Source organism: Paenibacillus graminis, assembly GCF_000758705.1.
GTDB lineage: Bacteria > Bacillota > Bacilli > Paenibacillales > Paenibacillaceae > Paenibacillus_AQ > Paenibacillus_AQ graminis.
Genome location: NZ_CP009287.1, coordinates 5,515,123 through 5,534,112 on the forward strand (window position 1 = coordinate 5,515,123; position 18,990 = coordinate 5,534,112).

The window sequence follows — 18,990 nt, forward strand, 5'->3', positions numbered from 1 at the left end:
TTTTCCTTGTTGTCTAGTCTAGCTAGACTTGCTAAGCCGCCATCTTGCCTTCATAGCGTAAGCGCAGCAAGAGCGTTTACCCTTCCATCAATTCGGAAGGGTGTCATCACCAACCTCCGATATCAATTCACTTACTGTCGTGTCCGGATCAAGCCATAATTCGATCAATTCATGGGTATTCCGTACATCTTCTTCATCCAGAATATAATACCATTGGTCTGTCCGTTTGTCGGTTCCCTGCATCATATGGCTGGTGATTTGCGGGGTGCCGCTTTCAAAGATAACCTTTTTCGCCAGCTCCAACATAAGATCGGCTTTCATATTGGTTTTAAAATTTTCGCCAGCGAGCTCCATAATTTGTTTAATATTAGAAATATTTCTTATATTTTTCATTCTTTCCAAGGCTGCCTTAAGGAATATTCTCTGTCTCTCAGTACGCTTAAAATCCGAATCTTCCCGGTATCTTACATACATTAAGGCTTCCCTTCCTGAATAGATCGGTTTGTTCGGCTCAACACGAAGCTTTTCATGGGCCGGATTCTTGTTTTCAATAAGTTTTGTAATCGGCAGCTCCACTCCTCCGAGTGCATCCACGACTTCTACCAACCCGTTAAAATTGATAGTTGCATAATAGTTAATCGGTGCATCCAGCAAATTCCGGACCGTATCCACACTCATTTGCGCTCCACCGTAAGAGTGCGCTGCATTGATTTTCGTATTCCTTCTTGCTCCCTTAACGTTCTCTGCCCCAACAATTTTGGTATAGGAATCCCGCGGAATTGAAACGAACAGGACTTTATTATCTTTTGGCCGGACCACAGAATAAATAATTGAATCGGACAGCCCATTCTCATTTTTCCGCTGATCTGTACCAAGCAGCAATAAAGAGAATGGCGGACTTTTATCCAGCTTAGTTGAAACATCAAAAGTCTCATCGTTGTTATCTTTGAGCGGAACATATGAATTCTTAAGCGTACCCTCAACCGTCGGTGCAACAACATGGTCAAAACCGAACATCATTAATTCCTTTCGAAACACAAAGGATGAGATACCTGCGATGATAATGAAAGCTAGCATAAAGATCCATATCTTTTTTTTTCGTTTACTCTGTTTTTTCGATTTTTTCTTACCTGTCCTCTGTAATAATGATAACTGGTTTTCATTGTTCTTTTTCATTTTCTGAACGAACCTTTCCTTATAAAAATAATAAAATAGATAAGTTGAAGCCGATTGTAAATTTTATAACATAAGGATAATATTACTATACTTTTACTCTAATTTACAAACTATCTTTCTCTTGACAATCTACTTTAATTATGATCGGAATTTTCTTTACAAGATATTTATGACTTAGTTATTAAAGAACCCCCAAAAAAATTCTATTCTTTAATAAAGAACTAAAATATACATTTTTTTCGGAAAGGAGGTGTATTCATGTCTTGTCCAAGTGGCTATACCTATGTTGACAAATGTGATTCAAAGTTAACTTGCGAAGATGGTTGTGACATCTGGGGTGTAGGCTGGTGGCATCATTATGATCGTTGTAAGGATTCCTCTGGTCAAACAATTTGCAATTATGTTAACTCCACCTATTATGGATGTGATTGTAAATTTTAGCTATTGAGATCAATAAACCCAACAAAATTGATAATTAAGGGAGAGGAATCAGTATGGCTAGTTGTATTGAGGGATGGACTGAGATTACCGACTGCAAGAGCAATTTTTCATGTAATACTAGCCAGGTTTGCAGTACACTGCCTGTACTCGAATATACATGGTATGAACACAAATATGTTTGATGCAGAAATGATACAACTGGAGCGACCGACTGCTTTTGAAAGTTATTATTCCCAATGCTGTTGACGGGAAAGGTTGAATAGCAGATAGATATCAGGCTGTCCAGCTACAGAATGGACAGCCTAATATCTATACCTTTTTATTCACCCCAATCAAACCGCCGTCCGTTTTTGTTTATCCGCTATTACTATCCAAACTTGCCCTAGCATCCTCATAAACTAATTTATAGTATTCGTTACCACAGACATAACTCTTTAATACTACTCCATTACGAGCGACTCCGTATAACCATGGCGTATTATCCGTTTTTAATTTTTCTTTCATATCGTGTACTGCATATTTGGATATTGAAACATTCTCCGGAAATTCATTTCGCAAATATTCAATTTTCTCGTCAGGACCATCCGCTAGTATTAATAAGTTAACAGGTCCATGAGCTTCCAAAAAGATACTCAACTCCTCAAGTGCTGATATACACGCCTTGCAGTATACACTTAACAATATAACTAATAGATAGTCATCCACAAGTTCATTAAAATATCCTCCATTGGTCAGCTTAATATTGGGGAAAGTTTCGCCTATTTCAAGCGTTTTGGGCCTATGGTCATGAAACTTGAACAGGTTCGTCATATCATCCTCCTTCCTCCATCACACATATGTTGGCTTTTCTAGAGAATTCTCATAGTCATTCAAGCAACGTTTAACCCCCGCCGAATCAAGCTCTTCTAACACACTTACAAGCGCAGATATAAGCCTGTCCATACACTCGAGATCATAGGTTTCGTTATAGCTTACTCTTATACTGCTTCCGCTGATCGCTGTGGTTTTGCCCATTGCCGACAAAATACGGCTTGCCTTGACAGAAGTTGATGAACAAGCCGATTGTGAGGAAGCACAAATTCCTTTTCGCTCAAGCAAGTTTAGCAGCAAAGCAGAAGATACATTCGGAACAGATATATTCATAATATGCGGTGCTCCATAAGGTGCAAGAGGGCTGTTGATTACAATACCGTCAATTCCCTTTAATCTTGAAAGCAAATAGCTATAGTTTTGTTGGAGTATGTCTTTTCTTTCCTGCATTCTGAAGATGGACAACTCGATCGCTTTGGCGAGAGCCCAGATGATGGGAACATTAATTGTACCCGAACGCAGCTCCATTTCCTGCCCACCGCCGTACAGAAGAGGTTCAATGCTAATCGCTTCCTTCTTCACCAGAACACCTACTCCCTTTGGAGCACCGATCTTATGTCCGGAAATGACATATAAATCAATGTTTGCGAGAGACAGATCGACTTTCCCTAATCCCTGTACTCCATCAACATGAAAACAAATGTCAGGATAATTTGTTTTGAGCATTTCTCCAATCTCTGCTACGGGTTGAATAGCACCTGTCTCATTATTGACATGCATTATACTGACCAGAACCGTATTGGGCTGGATTAACCCCACCAAATGTTTTACATCCACCAGACCGTCGGGGTTTGTTTTTAAATAGGAGACGGATACTCCCTCAGTCTCCAGTCTTTTGTAACAATTCAAAACAGACGGATGTTCTATTTCAGTTGTAATTACATGAAGAAGGCCAATATGTTGTTTACGAAAATGGTTGATGTAACCAAATATAGCCATATTATTACTTTCTGTCGCTCCTGAGGTAAAAATTATTTCGATTGGGCTCACCTTCAGTGACTCACCGATTATTTTACGAGAAAGCTCCAGCCTTTGATTCGCCTCCATTCCAAAAAAATGCGTGGATGAAGGATTGGCGTTCATATTGAAATTTTCTGTTGCAGCCTGAAACACTTTTAAAATTTCAGGATGGATCGGTGCTGTGGCCGCGCAATCGAAATAAATTTTTTTTTTATCCATTTCTTTAATCTCCTATCTTTTTGATTAATTCATTCCAAGATTCAATTTTTATAAAATTCGGTACACTCGAATGATTTAATTTGATTACATAGGGCATTTTATATTGCGACAATTTCTGAAGCGATACTGTTTCGTAAGTTCCTGTCATCGGTCCCGAAATTCGATATAATTCTTTTATCGCGGCCATTGCACCATAATCCCCACAGTCCAGGACCAGCAATATTTTATGATCAGTAAAAAACTGTTGATTATCTTCATATGAGGAAAGAATATTCATGCAGGTCAAACAGTACATTGATAGAAACAACAATGAATCGAATTTTTTGAATAAATCCTCAGCTTGGATTAGTTTCAGAACTTCTTTGCTGTCCCAGCGCTCAGTTTGTGTCTCATGCAACTTACTGAAAATCATGGCTTCACCTCATTTATGAATTCAATACGGAGTATATCTTGCATGTGAGATAGATTTATCCATTTTCCAGAACCGATAATAATATTGTTCTGATCCACGACATAGTAGTACGGTTTGGAGTATGCCTTCAGCAATTTAAATTCGTCACTTTCCAGCCCTTGAACGGGGTAGCGATTCATGAGATATTCAGTAAGTTGTTGATTCTCAATATACGATCCATCCGTCAACAAAACAATATTTATCCTGCTTATAGGCCCACAGCTCTTCAGCTCTTCAATCATTTCCATGCACCTTAAGCAGTTAAAAGATAAACATATAAGCAGATTTCGATTAGAAGTATACCTCTGATTCAGTGGCAGCATTTCGCCCTTTGCTAGAATCTCAACATCCTCTGCCATCCTCATTTGAAATATCTCTGAGAATTTGGACATCGCTCGTCCTCTCCATTCAGATGGAAGTATTGCAGCACTTTAGCATATACCCCCCGCCTTTCCTCGTAATCAGATAGGTAGGCTGTTTAGGGTCGTCCTCAATTTTGCTGCGCAATTTTTGAATGGTCATATATACATTCGCTTCTGAACCAATGCCACTCCAAATCGATTTCAACAAGTCTTCGGAATTGACGATGCAATCACAATTTTGGGTTAAAATTTGCATAACCTCCGTTTCACGAGGACTGAGATAAATGATTTTGTTGTTTTTACGGACCGCTCTTTTTTTCAGATCAAAGAATAGATAGCTGCTGTCCAAGGCCTGTGGCAAATCAGGAATATTTCTTTTAATGATCATGTTAGTTTTCGCCAAAATCTTGAATAATCTAGGATCACAATCACTGTTCTCATAAAAAATATAGATCCGCGCCGAAATCTGCAAGTAAATTTGAACTATATGCTTTAATTCAACATCTTTCCTTATATAAGCCCAATTCATAATTACAACATCGGTATTTTCCAGAAAAACACTTTCCAATTGCCACTTCTTGTTGATTGCAATGACGGAGGCTTTCTTAAAAATGGTTTGAACATGTTTGAAAAACAACAAGTTGTCTGTCCACAATAACACTTTCATATAGGTCCTCCACGATACACTTGGCGTTAAAAATAGAACACCTGCGTTTTTTAAAACGCAGGTGTTCGCTAACGCTAGCTTCGACACTCACAGTCAAAAAAAACCGAACTACCGTAATAGCACTTCGTTTCACCGTCGCTTTGACAACGATCCCATTTTACTTGATAAGTAATTTTGTAGTTTACGTAATATGGATGATCACACGATGAACTGCTGCAAGTGTAAGAATCATTGCAACTACCGAGAGACGTCCATCCGCTCGGACATGCCATATAATCCCTCCTTTCATGTTTTGATAAATTTATGTTAACCACCAAAATTTCTGAAATCTATAAATAATTCCTAAATAATTCAATGGCATATTAACACGTACCCCTCACCTTTTTTTGTAAGCAGTAATTCAGGAGCATTCGGCTTTTTCTCTATTTTGTTTCGAAGCTTTTGCATCGTCATATATACGTTAGCTTCGGAGGTAAGCCCATCCCATAAGGAATAGATTAATTCTTCAGTCGAAATCACTCTATTGCGATTATCAAAAAGAAATTGAAATACTCTATATTCATTCTTGCTTAATTCGATTTCCTGATCCTCAAAAAAACTGACTGAACGGTTGCCTTGATTAATACGAATGGCACCGTGCGAAAGCGAATGAACATTCTTCATTCGGAATATTTGCTCCTTTTCTCTGAAAACAACGTTCCTAGCACACAACAAATGGTATATTTCCCGTGTCCAATGATAATCCACCACGAGCAATTCTTTTGTGATATGGAGTTTTTCCCTAACCATTAAACAATCCCTAACCCTAAGTTCGGGCCAATCTAATATTACGCTCTTAATCTTTTGAAGATTGATGCTAAGAAAGGCATTCAAGTCCGATATATAGATCAATTCTCCATTATGGCTAAAAAAATCAGTCTCAAAAAATGATGCGTTATCACTATTTTCATTCCAGAAGAGTATTGTCATAAAAACCTCCCATTTTATTCTTTTTTAATACAAATTATAACATCAACTTTCAAAATAACCCATATTTTATTGTTTATACTTTCTTTATGGAGTTTATTGATGAATTTTGTATGATTGTTGTTAGTCCAACTAACAAGGAGGGTTTTTCTGATGTCGAAGATAAAACCGGAGTTTCTTTCACGATTCGAGGTGAATTTGCTACAGATCGGGGACGAACTTCCCAACATGCCAATTCTTCCAGGCCTTGAGTTATATGATTTGATTACAGATCACTTGATCCTCTTCCTGGTCAGTACACACTGTGATTTATGCGAAAAAACATTGGAGTCTATTGATGAATACACCAAAAACCACCAAGGACGGAATTTTGTAGTTCTGCTAGATAGTGATGCAAACGGACAGCAGTTTTTGAGAAATATTTTCGGGAATAGAGTTAGGTTATATATAGTGCCTCCGCCAATAATGCATAAGCATCTTAAAATGCAATTTCTCCCCATCGGGTTTGGGGTCGATCAAGATAAAATGATAGTTACCACTCATTCCGTTCAGAATGCAGAAATGTTACTGGATTTGCTGAATCCGCTGTTCAACAAAATCGGTGAGAATAATGAAATTTAGCGTCTTTAACAAAAAAATATACGAAAATGCTATAGTTTGCTTTATGGTACTGATATCCATAGGTATTTTCACTTCATTGTTATCCACAGGGCAAATTCAAGTGACGAAATATTTAACAGATAGCATCGTTTCAGCTTCACCTTCAATCCATTCCGCAATCCGATGGGTTTCTATGTTATTCATACTTTTGCTGTGCGGTACATTTTTTAAAGGACTGAATCTTTTTTATCAGGAGAAGGCGCGCATCCAAATCAATTACAACCTGGATAAAATTTTCCTCGAAAAAAACAATCCAAAAAAAATAACTAAGATTGAAACACCTAAATACCAGAATGATTTAAATATTGCAAGATATGGATTCAATTCTATATCCAGTCTTTCGCTTACTTTTATCCAGTTAATTAACGCTGTCTTATCTATGATGGTCTATTCTGCAATCATTTTCAACAAGATTTGGTTCCTTCCTTTTATTGTCCTGCTGCTTAATTCGCCGAAACTTCTGTATGAATCCACCATCGCAGTCAAGGAATTTCATTATATTGAGAACACAACGGAAATATCCAGAGAGAGATCTGTTTTGCAAAATTTGCTGCTAAGTCCTTCAGCCATCAAGGAAGTATTAATTTTCACAATGAAGCCCTTCATTTTCAATCGTTGGAATGCCGTATACAAACGTGAAAATACCGAATCGTTGAAGTTTAAAAAACAAGAATCCTTAAAGAGAACCGGACTGGGCATATATTCCAATACAACGCTCGCTATAAATCAATCGATTCTAATTTACTTTGTAGTTCAAAAGATCATTACCATCGGCGATTATGTTTCTTTGCTGTCCGCGGTGACCATGATTGAAACGTCTTTCTACGGAATTTCTAGTTATTATAGACAAATAAAGCAATACAAAATAACTATGAGCAAGCTGAGCACTTTTTTCACAGAGTATTCTGTAGGAGATCAACAGGATAACGTCAGTTTTGCACAGCGCCAGATCGATGGGGCAAAAGATATTCAGATTACAGATTTAACATTTCAATATTCTGAGCATCAGGAAAAAGCCCTTCAGCATATCCATTTGAATATTAAGAGCGGAGAAAAAATCGCTGTGGTAGGAGGAAATGGATCGGGGAAATCGACTTTGGTTAAATTGCTGTGTGGATTGCACAGTGTGGATAAAAATACTATTTTTTTTAATGGCATTGATATTACAGAAATACACCCCGAGCAGTATTTCTCTTACTTTTCAATAGTTACTCAAGACTTTATCAAGTATCCGTTTAGTTTAAAAGAAAATATCGCGTTAACTGATCATGTCAATCTTGAGAAGATTGGCTCTATAAAAGAAAATTATCCGTTTCTGCTTCCAAACATTGATTTAGATACCCTTCTTGGATATGAATATACAGGCTCACGACAACTTTCAGGCGGACAGTGGCAAAAGATCGCGCTAGCGAGAGCTCTTTATAAAAATTCGGATGTGCTGATTTTGGACGAAGCAACCTCTGCCCTTGATCCTGAATCCGAGTATGGGTTGATTGACAACCTAATACAACACGAATCCGATAAAACAATTTTTTTTGTCACCCATCGCTTAAACTTATGTCCGCTTTTCGACCGGATCATTGTGATGAAGGATGGGCATATTTTGGAGAACGGTCCTCATCATCAGTTACTTCAATTGAAAGGTAACTACTATAAAATGTACAACAGCCAGCAAATAAAGGAGGAGAAGTATGAGCCTGTTCGAGCAACTGTTTAAAGATTCACATCCGACGGCTCCTGATATCCCATTTTTCAAAAAAGGAGATTTGTTTCCTGACCCAATAAAAAGTGAATTCAGACCACAAATAGTTCTTTTTTTATCCTTAATCTGTAAAGATTGCATTGATATTATTGTTTATTTGCACAACGAAGCAGTAAACCAACAGATAATTCGCAAAAATTTAGAGCTATTTGTTGTCGGAAAATCCGAAGAAGTCGTGGAGCTGAAGGAGTATTTAGGAGATAAGTATATGATAAAGTCAATTACTCCACAAGAATTAGCCCTGACCTATCGGATAATAAATACCCCCTTCCTCTATCATATTTACACCGATAATCGAATACTTAAGTCATATGAGTTTTTCACATTAGAGCATTTTATTACAGAAGCATTCGACCTTTCATACATTGAAGAGGCTGTCCCGTAAGTAGATTTTCTACAAGCAGAGACAGATCTTAGCATCCTAAAAACCGAAAAGTCAACAGAGTGGCGATTCTCCTGTTATTAGAGGATCGCCGCTCTGCGTTTCTAATCATTTGCAGTTTGCTTCAGCAGATTGTGGGCAAGTGAAAGCCAACCTACCTAAAGCGTCACTTTGTCCATACCGCAAAGCAGAAACCGTCCTTTGATTTGAACTAGTTGTGTGGTAGCTCCATTTTAACAAAAGGGCACTTTCTTTTTTTGTTTTTCAAAAGATTGTAGAAACAATTTTTGCTTAAACAACGGAGTGGACGGGCTGATTGTGAAAAGCAGCAGCAGTCTCTTTGATCTCCTGATTTTCATCGTTCAGGGGAATGGAATAATTTGGAGGGGTCTCAAGAAGCTATCTTTGGCTTATGAGGCCTCCATTTGTATTCTCTACAAATTATAAAACGCCGTTTATCCAGCAGCTCTTCATAGGTGCCTCCTTCAGCGATCTGTCCCTCCTTCATCTGACAATCCTGTCGGCATACGGACGGTGGACAGGCGGTGAGCTCCATAAAGGTTGTGCGTCTGTTCGTAAGACCGTCAATGTACCCTGCACTTGCCTCTCTGAAACATTATCCAGTACGGAACTGGCCTCATCGAGAATAATGATGCGCTGATCTCTGACCAACGCCCGGAAATCGGAATCCACTTTTGCTAGCCGCCGCACAGCCTACCGCCAGGCTCGCCAATCAAGGTGTCCAGCCACTGCGGAAGACTGTCGATCACAACCTGAAGGTTAGCCATATAGATCGCCTGCTTAGGTGATACTCCCACGGATAGTGCCGGAGAAGAGATAGTTGATTGCAGCACAATCACCAGAGATTGGCAGGTATTTTTTCATGCTCAGCTCATCCATTGGAATGCCATCAATCTGATCAGGCCGCTCTGCGGTTTATAAAAACCGATAATCAAACTTAGGAACGTTGATTTGCCTGAGCCGGATTCACCGACAAAAGCAATCCGCTCTCCCGGTTTCACATTCAATGGCGGCAAAAAGGTATACATGTTTTCGCTCATTGTATTTTTTGCAGGCTCCGTCCTCTGCTCTCTGGCGTGGAATCCTGGCAGCCTCATCGGCTTCCGGCTTCTGCAGGGAGTTGGCGCCGGAATACTGATACCGACCTTGCAAACAGTGCTTGTCCAGACCACAGGCGGCCGGAATCTCGGAAGGGTGATGTCAATTATCAGTATCCCTACCTTGCTGGGTCCCATTCTCGGTCCTGTGCTGGGCGGGATCATGACCAACGCCTTAAGCTGGCGCTGGATTTTTTACGTGAATATTCCAATCACCATTATCGCCCTGCTGCTGGCCTGGCGCGGAATACCGGCAGCTCAACCGTCTACAAGCAAGCGGTCCCTGGACATTATCGGTCCTCCGGCCTTCGCCACACTCATTTACAGCATAGCTCAAATTAGCAATTATGGCGGTTTGAACAGCAGCAGAGTCATTGTACCTCTGGTGGCAGGTCTGTCCCTCACGGCGGCGTTCATCATCTATGCGCTGCACACTAAAAAAGCACCGCTGCTTGACCTGCGCCTGTTCAAGTCACGTTTGTTTTCCGCTTCGAATGCTGCAGTGTTCCTTGCCGGAATGATTATGAACGGCACTTTGCTCCTTTTGCCATTATACTATCAGCAGGTGCGTGGCGAAAGTGTGCTGCATACCGGTATTCTGCTGATTCCGCAAGGAATTGGCATGCTGCTGACCAGAAGCTGGGTAGGGGGATTGGCCGACCGTATGGGCTCGCGGATTATTGTATTCATGAGTCTTATAGTTACAATCGCAGGAACGCTGCCCTTTGCCTTCGCCGGTCCTGCGACCAGTCCATTAGTGCTAGCAGGCGCACTGCTGGTACGGGGGGCTGCGCTGAATGGACTGTTGATTCCGGTCATGGTTTCGGCGTATGAGGGATTAAGCAAAGATCAGGTCTCCCATACCAGCATTTCAATAAGGATTTTCCAGACCATCGGGGGAGCTTTCGGGGCAGCTATATTGGCAACAGTTATCGGGCATCAGCTTTCGGGCCACACTGCACCTACTCCGGAAATCCTTGCAGGCGCGTTTCACACCGCCTTTTGGGGGTCGGTTGGTTTTGCTGTGGCCGCATTCATTCCTTCGCTGTTGTTGTCAGTCCACAAAAAAGTGACAGCTGTAACCGAAGCCCAAGCCAACAGCATATCAACACAGAAACAATAGAACAAAACCACCCTTGCAGGTGAATAAGAGTCTTGGCACAAAAAGGACCCTCCGCCCCTCCCGGCAGCCGGTCCTCTTTTGCTAAATTCCCTTTACTTTTTTGAGCCATAGTCTCCGATTTTGATGCCCCAGACAGAGTCTTTCTGGTATGACGCCGTTTCCCTAAGTTCAGGAAGCCGCGGGTCTTGCGGATAATGCTGCTCAAGATATGCGGCAAAAGTCCTCCTTATGCCAATTTCCGCTTCCAGCTTATTGAATTCATTTGGATGCTTGTTTATTTCCGCAAGCGCCTTCTCCCACCGGTTCACATCGGCTTCCTCCGACTGCCCGCTGCGGACCTTGCCTGTAAGCTCATGCAGTTCACGATACGCCCGTTTGACCCCTGAGGAGTAGACCTGTTTCTGGTTCAAAAAAGTGAGCAGGGCCACAACCAGCGCCAGTCCAACCCATAACAAAATGTTATCCATATTCATCCCCTCCACTTAACCTCTTTCTCAATTATACACACGCAAGCGTCAGGCAAGCCGAAACTTCTGCTTCTTTTCCTCCATCAAGAACAGCTCCAGCGAACTTGATAGGCAGAAATCACAGCCTCAAGCACAAAAATACCCCACAGCCGTGGGGCAGCTTTCATAATATTCTTTTACATGACCCGGGAAAATTTAATTCTTGCCTGATGCAACGACAGCCTCTTCAGGCTATTATTCCTTCTTCATAATTTCATGAAGCTGGCGTTTGTCGGCTTCCAGTGAGCGGTCCTGTGCCTCGAGATCATCCTCGTCCGCATCTGCTGCAGAATAGACTACATCCTCCGCTTTTGCTTCATAGAGCATTTTCATTTTGTCTGTCTTGGAGAAGATTTTTGAGTTTTCTCTGTCCATTTGAGTTCCAGCCTCCACTCTTTATTAATTATACGAGGTTTACTCCCAGCATCAGATCATACCGCCGGCCTCTTCAATCAGCGATAAGGCCTGATCAAAAACTCCGGAATCTAATACAACCGTCAGCAAAATGTCGCGTCCCGTGGGTCCGCCCTCACCGCCATGGCTCATACCGCTGGCACTTGTATCCGCAGCCGCTAAAATACCAGCCGAGCGGGTGTCCGGTGTTGAATTAAGCGTCATGGTTGCCAGACTGGGAATATCCCCCGTCAGCGGATTATTGCCCGAATATTGAGCATCGCCCGGATATTTGCTGAAACGGTTAATCGACATATCAATGACCCGGAGTGACTGGAGCTTACGGGATACTGCCTCCGCTTCTTCGGGACTTTTGAAATAAGCCAGTATACTTTTTTCAGACATTTCAATCCCTGCTTTCTTTCTGGAATGCCATACACAAATGTGTCTTTCTATTTTGCATTCAAGGGGAGAAAATTATGCGCATCGTCTTCATGCGCCATCGCCGAACATTATTTTTCGTGCAAAGGACTTGGCAGCAAGCTCCCGCCGCATTTCCGCCTTAATATGGTACAAAAGTAGTATATAACATTCCGCCGCTAAACTGTAAAATAAATGTAATTTTGCGCTAGTAGAGCATCAGTTCAAAATCTGTGAATTAGAACAGACCCTCTGTGGTTCGGTGAAAAGAAACAACAATATCATGCGAGTCTGCTCCTTACGGACCGGAAAGCCTTTATTTTCAAGAAAGAGCTACTTTTAGCGGTCTAACGGACCATGACGCCCTTATTATCTCTCGAATAGACGTTTACGGGTTGAATATCTGCCTATAAAGGCTCTGGTGTCCGTTAACTTGCGGAACCAATGATTCTCAATAGAAATAAGTGCACCTCAGTCCGTTGCACATCGCCGCATTCCCCCGATGAAGATAACAATCAATCTGGGAATCGGTACACCTGAAGTGTGATCTCCCCACGCCTTCAACCGGCGGAGTTGTGCTCCAACTCCGCCATTTAGAGTCTGATGCTCTACTAGATACAGCTTTCAATCTGTATCACCCATATTATTTTCCAAATATTTCACATCCCTAATTAATGTCACCTTTTATGACTTAAGTCGCAATTAATTTGTGATATTTTGCTTTTTCCGCCCCCAAAATGTCCTATATAGTATTTATATGTCATATTTTGCTTCATAAAAAAGAGCACTTTCTAAAAACTTTATAAATTTAATGTAGATTTTACATTTTACCGGTGGTAAAATCTTCTTAATATTTTTCCTAGTATATTAGGCGGAAATAAAACTGGATTAATAGAAAAGGAGAATCCGAACTGCTGTCTGATCCAGGAGAGATGTAGCCAGAACCAACAACATAACATGGAGGGGATTACATTTGGAGTGGACAAAACTACCTCGTAAGCTGTCCGTATTGGCGTTGTCACTAGGTGTGACAGCCGGTATGATTCCTGGAGCGGCATTCGCTGCCAGCAGCTTGCAGACACCATCATCCAGCAATCATCTTACATCTTTGAATCAGTCAAACCAGACTTTTATTTCTCCACAGATCAACACCAAATCCTCAAGTAATGTACGTGTCATTGTCCAATTAAGCAGCCAGCCTGCAGCTGTGGGCAAATATGCCGCCAAGCAGGGAATCTCGGCTCTGGCCAAAACAGCTACTGAAGCCGAAGTGAAGAGCCAACAGGCCGATGTGCTTGACCAGGCAGAAGCCAAAGGCATTGACCTGACCGTCAACTACAAGTATGACACCATATTGAACGGTTTCGAAGTCACTGTTCCGGCGGACAAGATTCCGGAGCTGGCTAAGATTCCCGGTGTTACTTCCATTTATCCAAACAGCACCTGGTATGCACTCCCTGATCAGACAGTAACGGAAACCACTTACAGAAACGACAACGCTCCACTGAAACAGATTCATGCCGACTGGGCTGCAGCTAAGGGATTTAACGGTGCCGGGCTGAAGGTCGGTGTTATCGATACCGGTGTAGACTATAAGCATCCGGATATCGCAGCGGCATACAAAGGCGGCTATGACTCCTTCTATCAGGACAATGATCCTTATGAAGAGGTTCCGCTGACCCCTGAGCAGGATGAATACGGCGTAGGTTATGCCGGTACCTATCACGGCACGCATGTATCCGGTACAATTATCGGACAATATGCAGCCAAAGGCGATGTTGCCCAAAAAGGTGTGGCTCCAGGAGCCGAACTTTATGTGTACAAGGTATTGGGACGAAATCTTGAGAAACCGAGCACTTCCTCCGGATCATCCGCCCAAGTGATTGACGGCATCGAGCATGCGGTAAAGGATGGCATGGATGTGATCAACCTGTCCCTGGGTTCTGATTCCGAAAAAGATGTAAACTCCCCGGATTCCATAGCCATTAATAATGCCGTACTTTCAGGCGTAACAGCAGTTATTGCCAACGGCAACAACGGAGAAGCCGGATATTTTTCAATGGGTTCCCCGGCGGTTTCCCAGCTGGCAATTTCTGTAGGTTCGGTAACCAGTCCTATTGATGCTTACTCCGGCGAATTCAAGGCGGAAATCGCAAACTCGGTAACGTCCGTTACTTATGATACCTATTTTCCATTCCACATGATGGCGTATGAGCTGGCAAACGATGATTTCACCAATATCATTGGCACAGAGCCTGTTCGCGTTGTGTATGCTGACCTCGGGGCAGATGAAGATTATCCTGATGAAGACATCAGCGGTTCCATCGTGTTGGTATCCCGCGGCGATCTGGGCTTTGTAGACAAAATTGCGAATGCAAAGGCGCATAATGCCAAAGCAATTGTAATCTTCAACGGCAATGCCAAGAAGGTGAACGGTAAGAGTGAAGCCATCCTAGACGAAAGCTACACCGAGCGCTCCGGCTTCATCGGTGTGAATCTGGGCAACGGATACGACAATATTCCTACGTTCGACATTGAAGGCTCGAAAGGCCGCAAGTTAGCCAGAGCGATTATTGCCAATAAAGACAACCCTACGTATTTCACTTTTGGTTCAGAATATAACCATGAAATGACAACAGGCGATACAATGAGCAGCTTCTCCTCCTGGGGTCCAAATGTCGATGGGAATCTGAGCATCAAACCGGACATTGTTGCTCCTGGTGACGGAGTGCTGTCTACATGGCCAGCGTATGGCGGAGATTATTCCAAAGCTTACAGCCGAATCAGCGGTACAAGTATGGCTACTCCGCATGTCGCAGGTTTGTCGCTGCTGATTAAGCAGGCACATCCGGAATATTCACCGTTTGACATTCGTGCCGTTCTGGCAAACACTGCAGATCCTATCTTGTACGATAAAGCTCCGGAAGACCTATATATTCAAGGTCCTGGACGGGCTAATGTTGAGAATGCGATTTTGACGCCAGCTCTGCTCGAAGCTGTTGAACCAATTACCATTCTGGACAAGAATTATGTTGCCCAAAATGTCACTAATTACAACCCTTCAACAGGTTTTGGGGTGTTGGTTCCAGGCTCGAAGAGCAGCAAAACACTGCAGTTAAAGAACCTCAGCAGCAGCGATGTCGCTTACACCGCCTCCATTAAATGGAACTATGGAGATGGGAAGGTTACTGCTGCATTGGATAAAACAACCGTGACAGCTTCAGCACACGGTACAACCGGATTTAATTTGAATGTCTCTGTTGCACCTGACGCTAATCCAAAACAGGCTTATCAAGGTAATGTCATTCTTACAGCCGAAGGACAACCGACGCTGCATCTGCCATTTACCATCCATGTAAATGATAAGGTTGAACAACCGGATTGGGGCACAGGCATACAGGAGGCAGTAATCAGCCAGCCGATCGTCTACTCCAATTCAAGTGCAGTTCTGAATTACAAGCTGAAAGCTAAAGATATTAACTACTATGAAGTGAATCTGGTGGGAATGGATGATGTCAAGAAAGGTTCCTTCCAGGTATCCACTACGGGTTCACCGGATAAATTCTTTGAACCCGGCAGCTACAGCACGGTTATAGGAGCCACCTACCATCCATATGACCACAATGGTGATCCTATCGTTGACGCCAACGGCAATCCTGCCGTAGCAAACATTACCGACGGGGTCTATAAGCTTGAAATTCTGGGGATTACCGCAGAAGACAACACGAAGACGCCGGTTAAAATTGATTTAAACAATGATACTTACTACAGCACCTACACCTCATTCCGCTTTATAACCGTCTCCAGTGGCGGCAGCGGTGGAAGTGGCGGTGGAGGCGGCGGTGGTGCAGTTGTTGTAACGCCGAGCGCACCTGCGGTCCCAAGCACAGTTAAATCCCTTGTAGAAGAAGGGGCTCAACAGGTGACTGTAACGCCTGTAACTTCCTCGAAGAATGGCGTGACAACAGTAACCGTTAGCGACAGCGATCTGAAGACAGCGCTGGCAAAAGCTGCTGCCTCCAAGACAGCCGTTGTGATATCCGTGGGCACGATCACTGACAAAGCTGCTGAACTGAGCCTGACTGCAGATCAAGTGAAATTGCTGGCCGGTATTCAGGCTAGCAGCTCAGTCATTGTCAACATTGGCGGTTCTGCTGTATCCTTGCCGGTATCTCTGCTGGCAGCTTCTCCTGCCGGCCAAAGCTTGAAGCTCATTATTAAGCAGGAGCCAGACGCCGCAAGCAAGCTGACGGCAAATACTGCCGGCTCAAAAGTAATTGGAACACCAGTATCCTTTGAAGCTTCATGGACTACAGCTACAAGCAGCACTTACTTGAACGTTCCAAATAATGTTTTCATCAAGAGATCCTTTACAGTACCTGGTGCCATTCAAACCAACACAGCCGGTGTGCTATTTGAGGAAAATGGACTGGTTACCCCGGTTGGTTCCGTGTTCACTCCTCAGACTGATGGAACCACAATCGTTACTGTAAGCCGTCCTGGCTTCTCAGTATACGCTGCAGTAAGCAAGCCGGCTGCTGCCTTTACGGATATCGCTTCTTCCAAATCGGCAGATGCCATTAAGACCCTGGCCGACAAGCTGATTATCCAAGGCACTTCGGCCACAATGTTCTCACCGCTGAGCAATCTGACACGTGCGGAGTTTACAGCGCTGTTGACCCGTGCACTCGGTCTGCGCACCGATGCCAGTGCTACCTTCTCCGATGTGAAATCATCTGACTGGTACGCCAAAGACGTTGCCGCTGCTTCCAAAGCAGGCCTGATCCTGGGCGTTGGCAAGGGTAAATTTGCTCCAACGCAAAAAGTAACCCGTCAAGAGCTTGCTGTCATTCTGGACAGAGCACTTAAATTGACAGGAAAAGAATTGAAGGCCGTTAATCCTTCATTCACAACGTACACCGACAGTGCCAAAGTAGCACCTTATGCAAAGGACAGCCTGCAAACCCTGTCCCAAGCTGGCGTCATCGGCAGTGATGCAGGGAACTCCTTCAATCCTACTGCTCCAGCAACACGCGAGACGGCAGCTGCCGCTCTCTTCACATTGCTGAGCAAAGTTGGCTTGATCTAGTAGTTTGGAATAAGTGCCAGGGTTTCTCCAGGCTGAACCGGGGAAACCCTGGCACTATAAAACTGCCAAAAGATCGTGTAGGGCTAAGCCCTGCACGATCTTTTGGTTATGCATACAATATATCTATAGTCCTGAAGCGCATCCTGAAGGCTTACAAGACCTATGGTGAATCATTATCATCAAGCCAAAAGGCTGTGCGCCCTGAAAAAGGATGCACAGCCTTTTGGCTATAATTCTATACTTATTGCCGTAAGCCAATCCTCAACCCTCAGTCTCCGCGGAACGCACGCTTCACGCGGTCAAAGAAGGATTGCTCCTGCTCATGTGTATTCTCTCCGTCATAAGAGGCAAACTGGCGGAGCAGTTCTTTCTGCTCGTCACTGAGCTTGCTTGGCGTCACGACGATTACCCGCACATGCTGATCGCCTGTTCCGGAGCCGCGCAGGTGAGGAACACCTTTGCCTTTCAGCCGGAAAAAGGTGCCTGTTTGGGTGCCTGCCGGAATCTTGAGCTTCACTTTTTCCGTCAGGGTCGGAATCTCGATTTCATCGCCAAGTGCCGCTTGGGCAAAGGTCAGAGGAACCTCGCACATAATATCATCGTTCTCGCGGACGAAGAAATCATGCGTCTTCACACGGATCACAATGTACAGATCCCCAGGAGGGCCGCCGCGTGTACCGCCTTCGCCTTCGCCGGTCATGCGCAGCTGTGCGCCGTCATCGACTCCGCCCGGAATACGCACATGGATCTTGCGCTGCTTCTTGACTTTCCCTTGTCCGCCGCAAGTTGTGCATTTCTCCTTGATGATCTTGCCTGTGCCGGAGCAATGGGAGCAAGGTCTGCGGTTCCGCATCTGTCCAAGCGGTGTATTCTGCACGAATTCCTGTTGGCCGCTGCCGCGGCATACGGAACAGGTTTCCGGTTTGGTTCCAGGTTTGGCACCGGAGCCGAAGCAGGTGTCGCAGGTTTCGGTACGCGGAATGGTGATGTCGGTTTCTTTGCCGAATACCGCTTCCTTGAACTCAATGGTCATGGTGTACTGCAAATCGCCGCCGCGCTGCGGAGCATTTGGATCACGGCGCCCGCCGCCGCCGAAGAACATATCGAAAATATCGCCAAGCCCGCCGAAGTCTCCGCCACCGCCAAAGCCGCCGCCCATTCCCTGGTTAGGATCAATATGTCCATACTGGTCGTACCGCGCGCGCTGCTGGCCGTCGCTGAGCACATCGTAGGCTTCCTTCACTTCCTTGAATTTCTCCTCCGCATCGCTGGCCTTATTGACGTCCGGATGGTACTGGCGCGCCAGCTTGCGGTATGCCTTCTTCACTTCGTCTTCTGATGCATCTCTGCTAAGCCCTAGAACTTCATAATAATCGCGTTTATCTGCCACTGCTTTCACCTCCGTACATCAATACTCTAATACTC

Annotated in this window: 17 protein-coding genes; 5 read left to right on the plus strand and 12 right to left on the minus strand. The window is 43.7% G+C overall.

Annotated elements, in window-relative coordinates:
- Nucleotides 1-87 precede the first annotated feature (87 nt).
- From PGRAT_RS23845 to PGRAT_RS33790, 7 genes are all read right to left on the minus strand, one after another.
- Nucleotides 88-1,176, minus strand: coding sequence for an LCP family protein (locus PGRAT_RS23845; RefSeq protein ID WP_025707489.1), 1,089 nt, complete (start codon nt 1,174-1,176; stop codon nt 88-90).
- Nucleotides 1,177-1,971: 795 nt separating this feature from the next.
- On the minus strand, nt 1,972-2,427 hold the full coding sequence (locus PGRAT_RS23850) for a hypothetical protein (RefSeq protein WP_025707490.1): 456 nt from the start codon (nt 2,425-2,427) through the stop codon (nt 1,972-1,974).
- 18 nt (nt 2,428-2,445) lie between these two features.
- On the minus strand, nt 2,446-3,666 hold the full coding sequence (locus tag PGRAT_RS23855) for a cysteine desulfurase family protein (RefSeq protein WP_025707491.1): 1,221 nt from the start codon (nt 3,664-3,666) through the stop codon (nt 2,446-2,448).
- A 4-nt stretch (nt 3,667-3,670) separates the two neighbouring features.
- Nucleotides 3,671-4,078 (minus strand): hypothetical protein, encoded by a 408-nt coding sequence (locus PGRAT_RS23860; RefSeq protein WP_025707492.1) that lies wholly within the window; start codon nt 4,076-4,078, stop codon nt 3,671-3,673.
- Nucleotides 4,075-4,359: a hypothetical protein gene (locus PGRAT_RS23865; RefSeq protein ID WP_155990494.1), complete on the minus strand. Its 285-nt coding sequence runs from the start codon at nt 4,357-4,359 to the stop codon at nt 4,075-4,077. Before PGRAT_RS23865 ends, PGRAT_RS23860 begins: the two co-directional genes overlap by 4 nt.
- A gap of 166 nt (nt 4,360-4,525) precedes the next feature.
- On the minus strand, nt 4,526-5,146 hold the full coding sequence (locus PGRAT_RS31835) for a winged helix-turn-helix domain-containing protein (RefSeq protein WP_025707494.1): 621 nt from the start codon (nt 5,144-5,146) through the stop codon (nt 4,526-4,528).
- A gap of 351 nt (nt 5,147-5,497) precedes the next feature.
- The gene (locus tag PGRAT_RS33790; RefSeq protein ID WP_162165093.1) at nt 5,498-5,809 is read right to left on the minus strand and encodes a winged helix-turn-helix domain-containing protein; all 312 of its coding nucleotides are present in this window, start codon (nt 5,807-5,809) and stop codon (nt 5,498-5,500) included.
- Nucleotides 5,810-6,265: 456 nt separating this feature from the next.
- Here PGRAT_RS33790 and PGRAT_RS23880 point away from each other — a divergent pair, with 456 nt between their 5' ends.
- From PGRAT_RS23880 to PGRAT_RS23890, 3 genes are read left to right on the plus strand one after another with little or no spacing between them, the layout of a single operon-like run.
- Nucleotides 6,266-6,733 carry a hypothetical protein gene (locus tag PGRAT_RS23880; RefSeq protein ID WP_025707496.1) on the plus strand — a complete coding sequence of 156 codons (468 nt, stop codon included), beginning with the start codon at nt 6,266-6,268 and terminating at the stop codon, nt 6,731-6,733.
- A complete protein-coding gene (locus PGRAT_RS23885) occupies nt 6,723-8,489 on the plus strand; it encodes an ABC transporter ATP-binding protein (RefSeq protein ID WP_025707497.1) in 1,767 nt (588 codons plus the stop codon). Before PGRAT_RS23880 ends, PGRAT_RS23885 begins: the two co-directional genes overlap by 11 nt.
- Nucleotides 8,464-8,919 (plus strand): hypothetical protein, encoded by a 456-nt coding sequence (locus PGRAT_RS23890; RefSeq protein WP_025707498.1) that lies wholly within the window; start codon nt 8,464-8,466, stop codon nt 8,917-8,919. Before PGRAT_RS23885 ends, PGRAT_RS23890 begins: the two co-directional genes overlap by 26 nt.
- Before the next feature lie 884 nt (nt 8,920-9,803).
- Here PGRAT_RS23890 and PGRAT_RS32635 read toward each other — a convergent pair.
- On the minus strand, nt 9,804-9,977 hold the full coding sequence (locus PGRAT_RS32635) for an ATP-binding cassette domain-containing protein (RefSeq protein ID WP_238326871.1): 174 nt from the start codon (nt 9,975-9,977) through the stop codon (nt 9,804-9,806).
- Between PGRAT_RS32635 and PGRAT_RS23895 the strand changes: the two genes are divergently transcribed.
- Nucleotides 9,964-11,157: a DHA2 family efflux MFS transporter permease subunit gene (locus PGRAT_RS23895; RefSeq protein WP_081758919.1), complete on the plus strand. Its 1,194-nt coding sequence runs from the start codon at nt 9,964-9,966 to the stop codon at nt 11,155-11,157. The two genes, PGRAT_RS32635 and PGRAT_RS23895, sit on opposite strands and share 14 nt — an antisense overlap.
- Before the next feature lie 92 nt (nt 11,158-11,249).
- On the opposite strand, the gene PGRAT_RS23900 is transcribed toward PGRAT_RS23895, so the two are convergent.
- The 3 genes from PGRAT_RS23900 to PGRAT_RS23910 form a co-directional block, all read right to left on the minus strand.
- The gene (locus tag PGRAT_RS23900) at nt 11,250-11,624 is read right to left on the minus strand and encodes a hypothetical protein (RefSeq protein ID WP_025707500.1); all 375 of its coding nucleotides are present in this window, start codon (nt 11,622-11,624) and stop codon (nt 11,250-11,252) included.
- Nucleotides 11,625-11,858: 234 nt separating this feature from the next.
- The gene (locus PGRAT_RS23905) at nt 11,859-12,038 is read right to left on the minus strand and encodes a YfhD family protein (protein ID WP_020428128.1); all 180 of its coding nucleotides are present in this window, start codon (nt 12,036-12,038) and stop codon (nt 11,859-11,861) included.
- Between the two features lie 51 nt (nt 12,039-12,089).
- Nucleotides 12,090-12,461: a hypothetical protein gene (locus PGRAT_RS23910; protein ID WP_025707501.1), complete on the minus strand. Its 372-nt coding sequence runs from the start codon at nt 12,459-12,461 to the stop codon at nt 12,090-12,092.
- A 988-nt stretch (nt 12,462-13,449) separates the two neighbouring features.
- Here PGRAT_RS23910 and PGRAT_RS34705 point away from each other — a divergent pair.
- A complete protein-coding gene (locus PGRAT_RS34705) occupies nt 13,450-17,565 on the plus strand; it encodes a S8 family serine peptidase (protein WP_042267310.1) in 4,116 nt (1,371 codons plus the stop codon).
- A gap of 268 nt (nt 17,566-17,833) precedes the next feature.
- Here the strand turns inward: PGRAT_RS34705 and dnaJ are convergent, their stop codons facing one another.
- Nucleotides 17,834-18,955 carry a molecular chaperone DnaJ gene (gene dnaJ, locus PGRAT_RS23920; protein WP_025704099.1) on the minus strand — a complete coding sequence of 374 codons (1,122 nt, stop codon included), beginning with the start codon at nt 18,953-18,955 and terminating at the stop codon, nt 17,834-17,836.
- Nucleotides 18,956-18,990: the final 35 nt, after the last annotated feature.

What these genes read in the sequence shown, in the direction of transcription:
- PGRAT_RS23845 (WP_025707489.1), bottom strand. Translation starts at nt 1,176, where the DNA reads ATGAAAAAGAACAATGAAAACCAGTTATCATTATTACAGAGGACAGGT.
- PGRAT_RS23850 (WP_025707490.1), bottom strand. Translation starts at nt 2,427, where the DNA reads ATGACGAACCTGTTCAAGTTTCATGACCATAGGCCCAAAACGCTTGAA.
- PGRAT_RS23855 (WP_025707491.1), bottom strand. Translation starts at nt 3,666, where the DNA reads ATGGATAAAAAAAAAATTTATTTCGATTGCGCGGCCACAGCACCGATC.
- PGRAT_RS23860 (WP_025707492.1), bottom strand. Translation starts at nt 4,078, where the DNA reads ATGATTTTCAGTAAGTTGCATGAGACACAAACTGAGCGCTGGGACAGC.
- PGRAT_RS23865 (WP_155990494.1), bottom strand. Translation starts at nt 4,359, where the DNA reads ATGATTGAAGAGCTGAAGAGCTGTGGGCCTATAAGCAGGATAAATATT.
- PGRAT_RS31835 (WP_025707494.1), bottom strand. Translation starts at nt 5,146, where the DNA reads ATGAAAGTGTTATTGTGGACAGACAACTTGTTGTTTTTCAAACATGTT.
- PGRAT_RS33790 (WP_162165093.1), bottom strand. Translation starts at nt 5,809, where the DNA reads ATGAAGAATGTTCATTCGCTTTCGCACGGTGCCATTCGTATTAATCAA.
- PGRAT_RS23880 (WP_025707496.1), top strand. Translation starts at nt 6,266, where the DNA reads ATGTCGAAGATAAAACCGGAGTTTCTTTCACGATTCGAGGTGAATTTG.
- PGRAT_RS23885 (WP_025707497.1), top strand. Translation starts at nt 6,723, where the DNA reads ATGAAATTTAGCGTCTTTAACAAAAAAATATACGAAAATGCTATAGTT.
- PGRAT_RS23890 (WP_025707498.1), top strand. Translation starts at nt 8,464, where the DNA reads ATGAGCCTGTTCGAGCAACTGTTTAAAGATTCACATCCGACGGCTCCT.
- PGRAT_RS23895 (WP_081758919.1), top strand. Translation starts at nt 9,964, where the DNA reads ATGTTTTCGCTCATTGTATTTTTTGCAGGCTCCGTCCTCTGCTCTCTG.
- PGRAT_RS32635 (WP_238326871.1), bottom strand. Translation starts at nt 9,977, where the DNA reads ATGAGCGAAAACATGTATACCTTTTTGCCGCCATTGAATGTGAAACCG.
- PGRAT_RS23900 (WP_025707500.1), bottom strand. Translation starts at nt 11,624, where the DNA reads ATGGATAACATTTTGTTATGGGTTGGACTGGCGCTGGTTGTGGCCCTG.
- PGRAT_RS23905 (WP_020428128.1), bottom strand. Translation starts at nt 12,038, where the DNA reads ATGGACAGAGAAAACTCAAAAATCTTCTCCAAGACAGACAAAATGAAA.
- PGRAT_RS23910 (WP_025707501.1), bottom strand. Translation starts at nt 12,461, where the DNA reads ATGTCTGAAAAAAGTATACTGGCTTATTTCAAAAGTCCCGAAGAAGCG.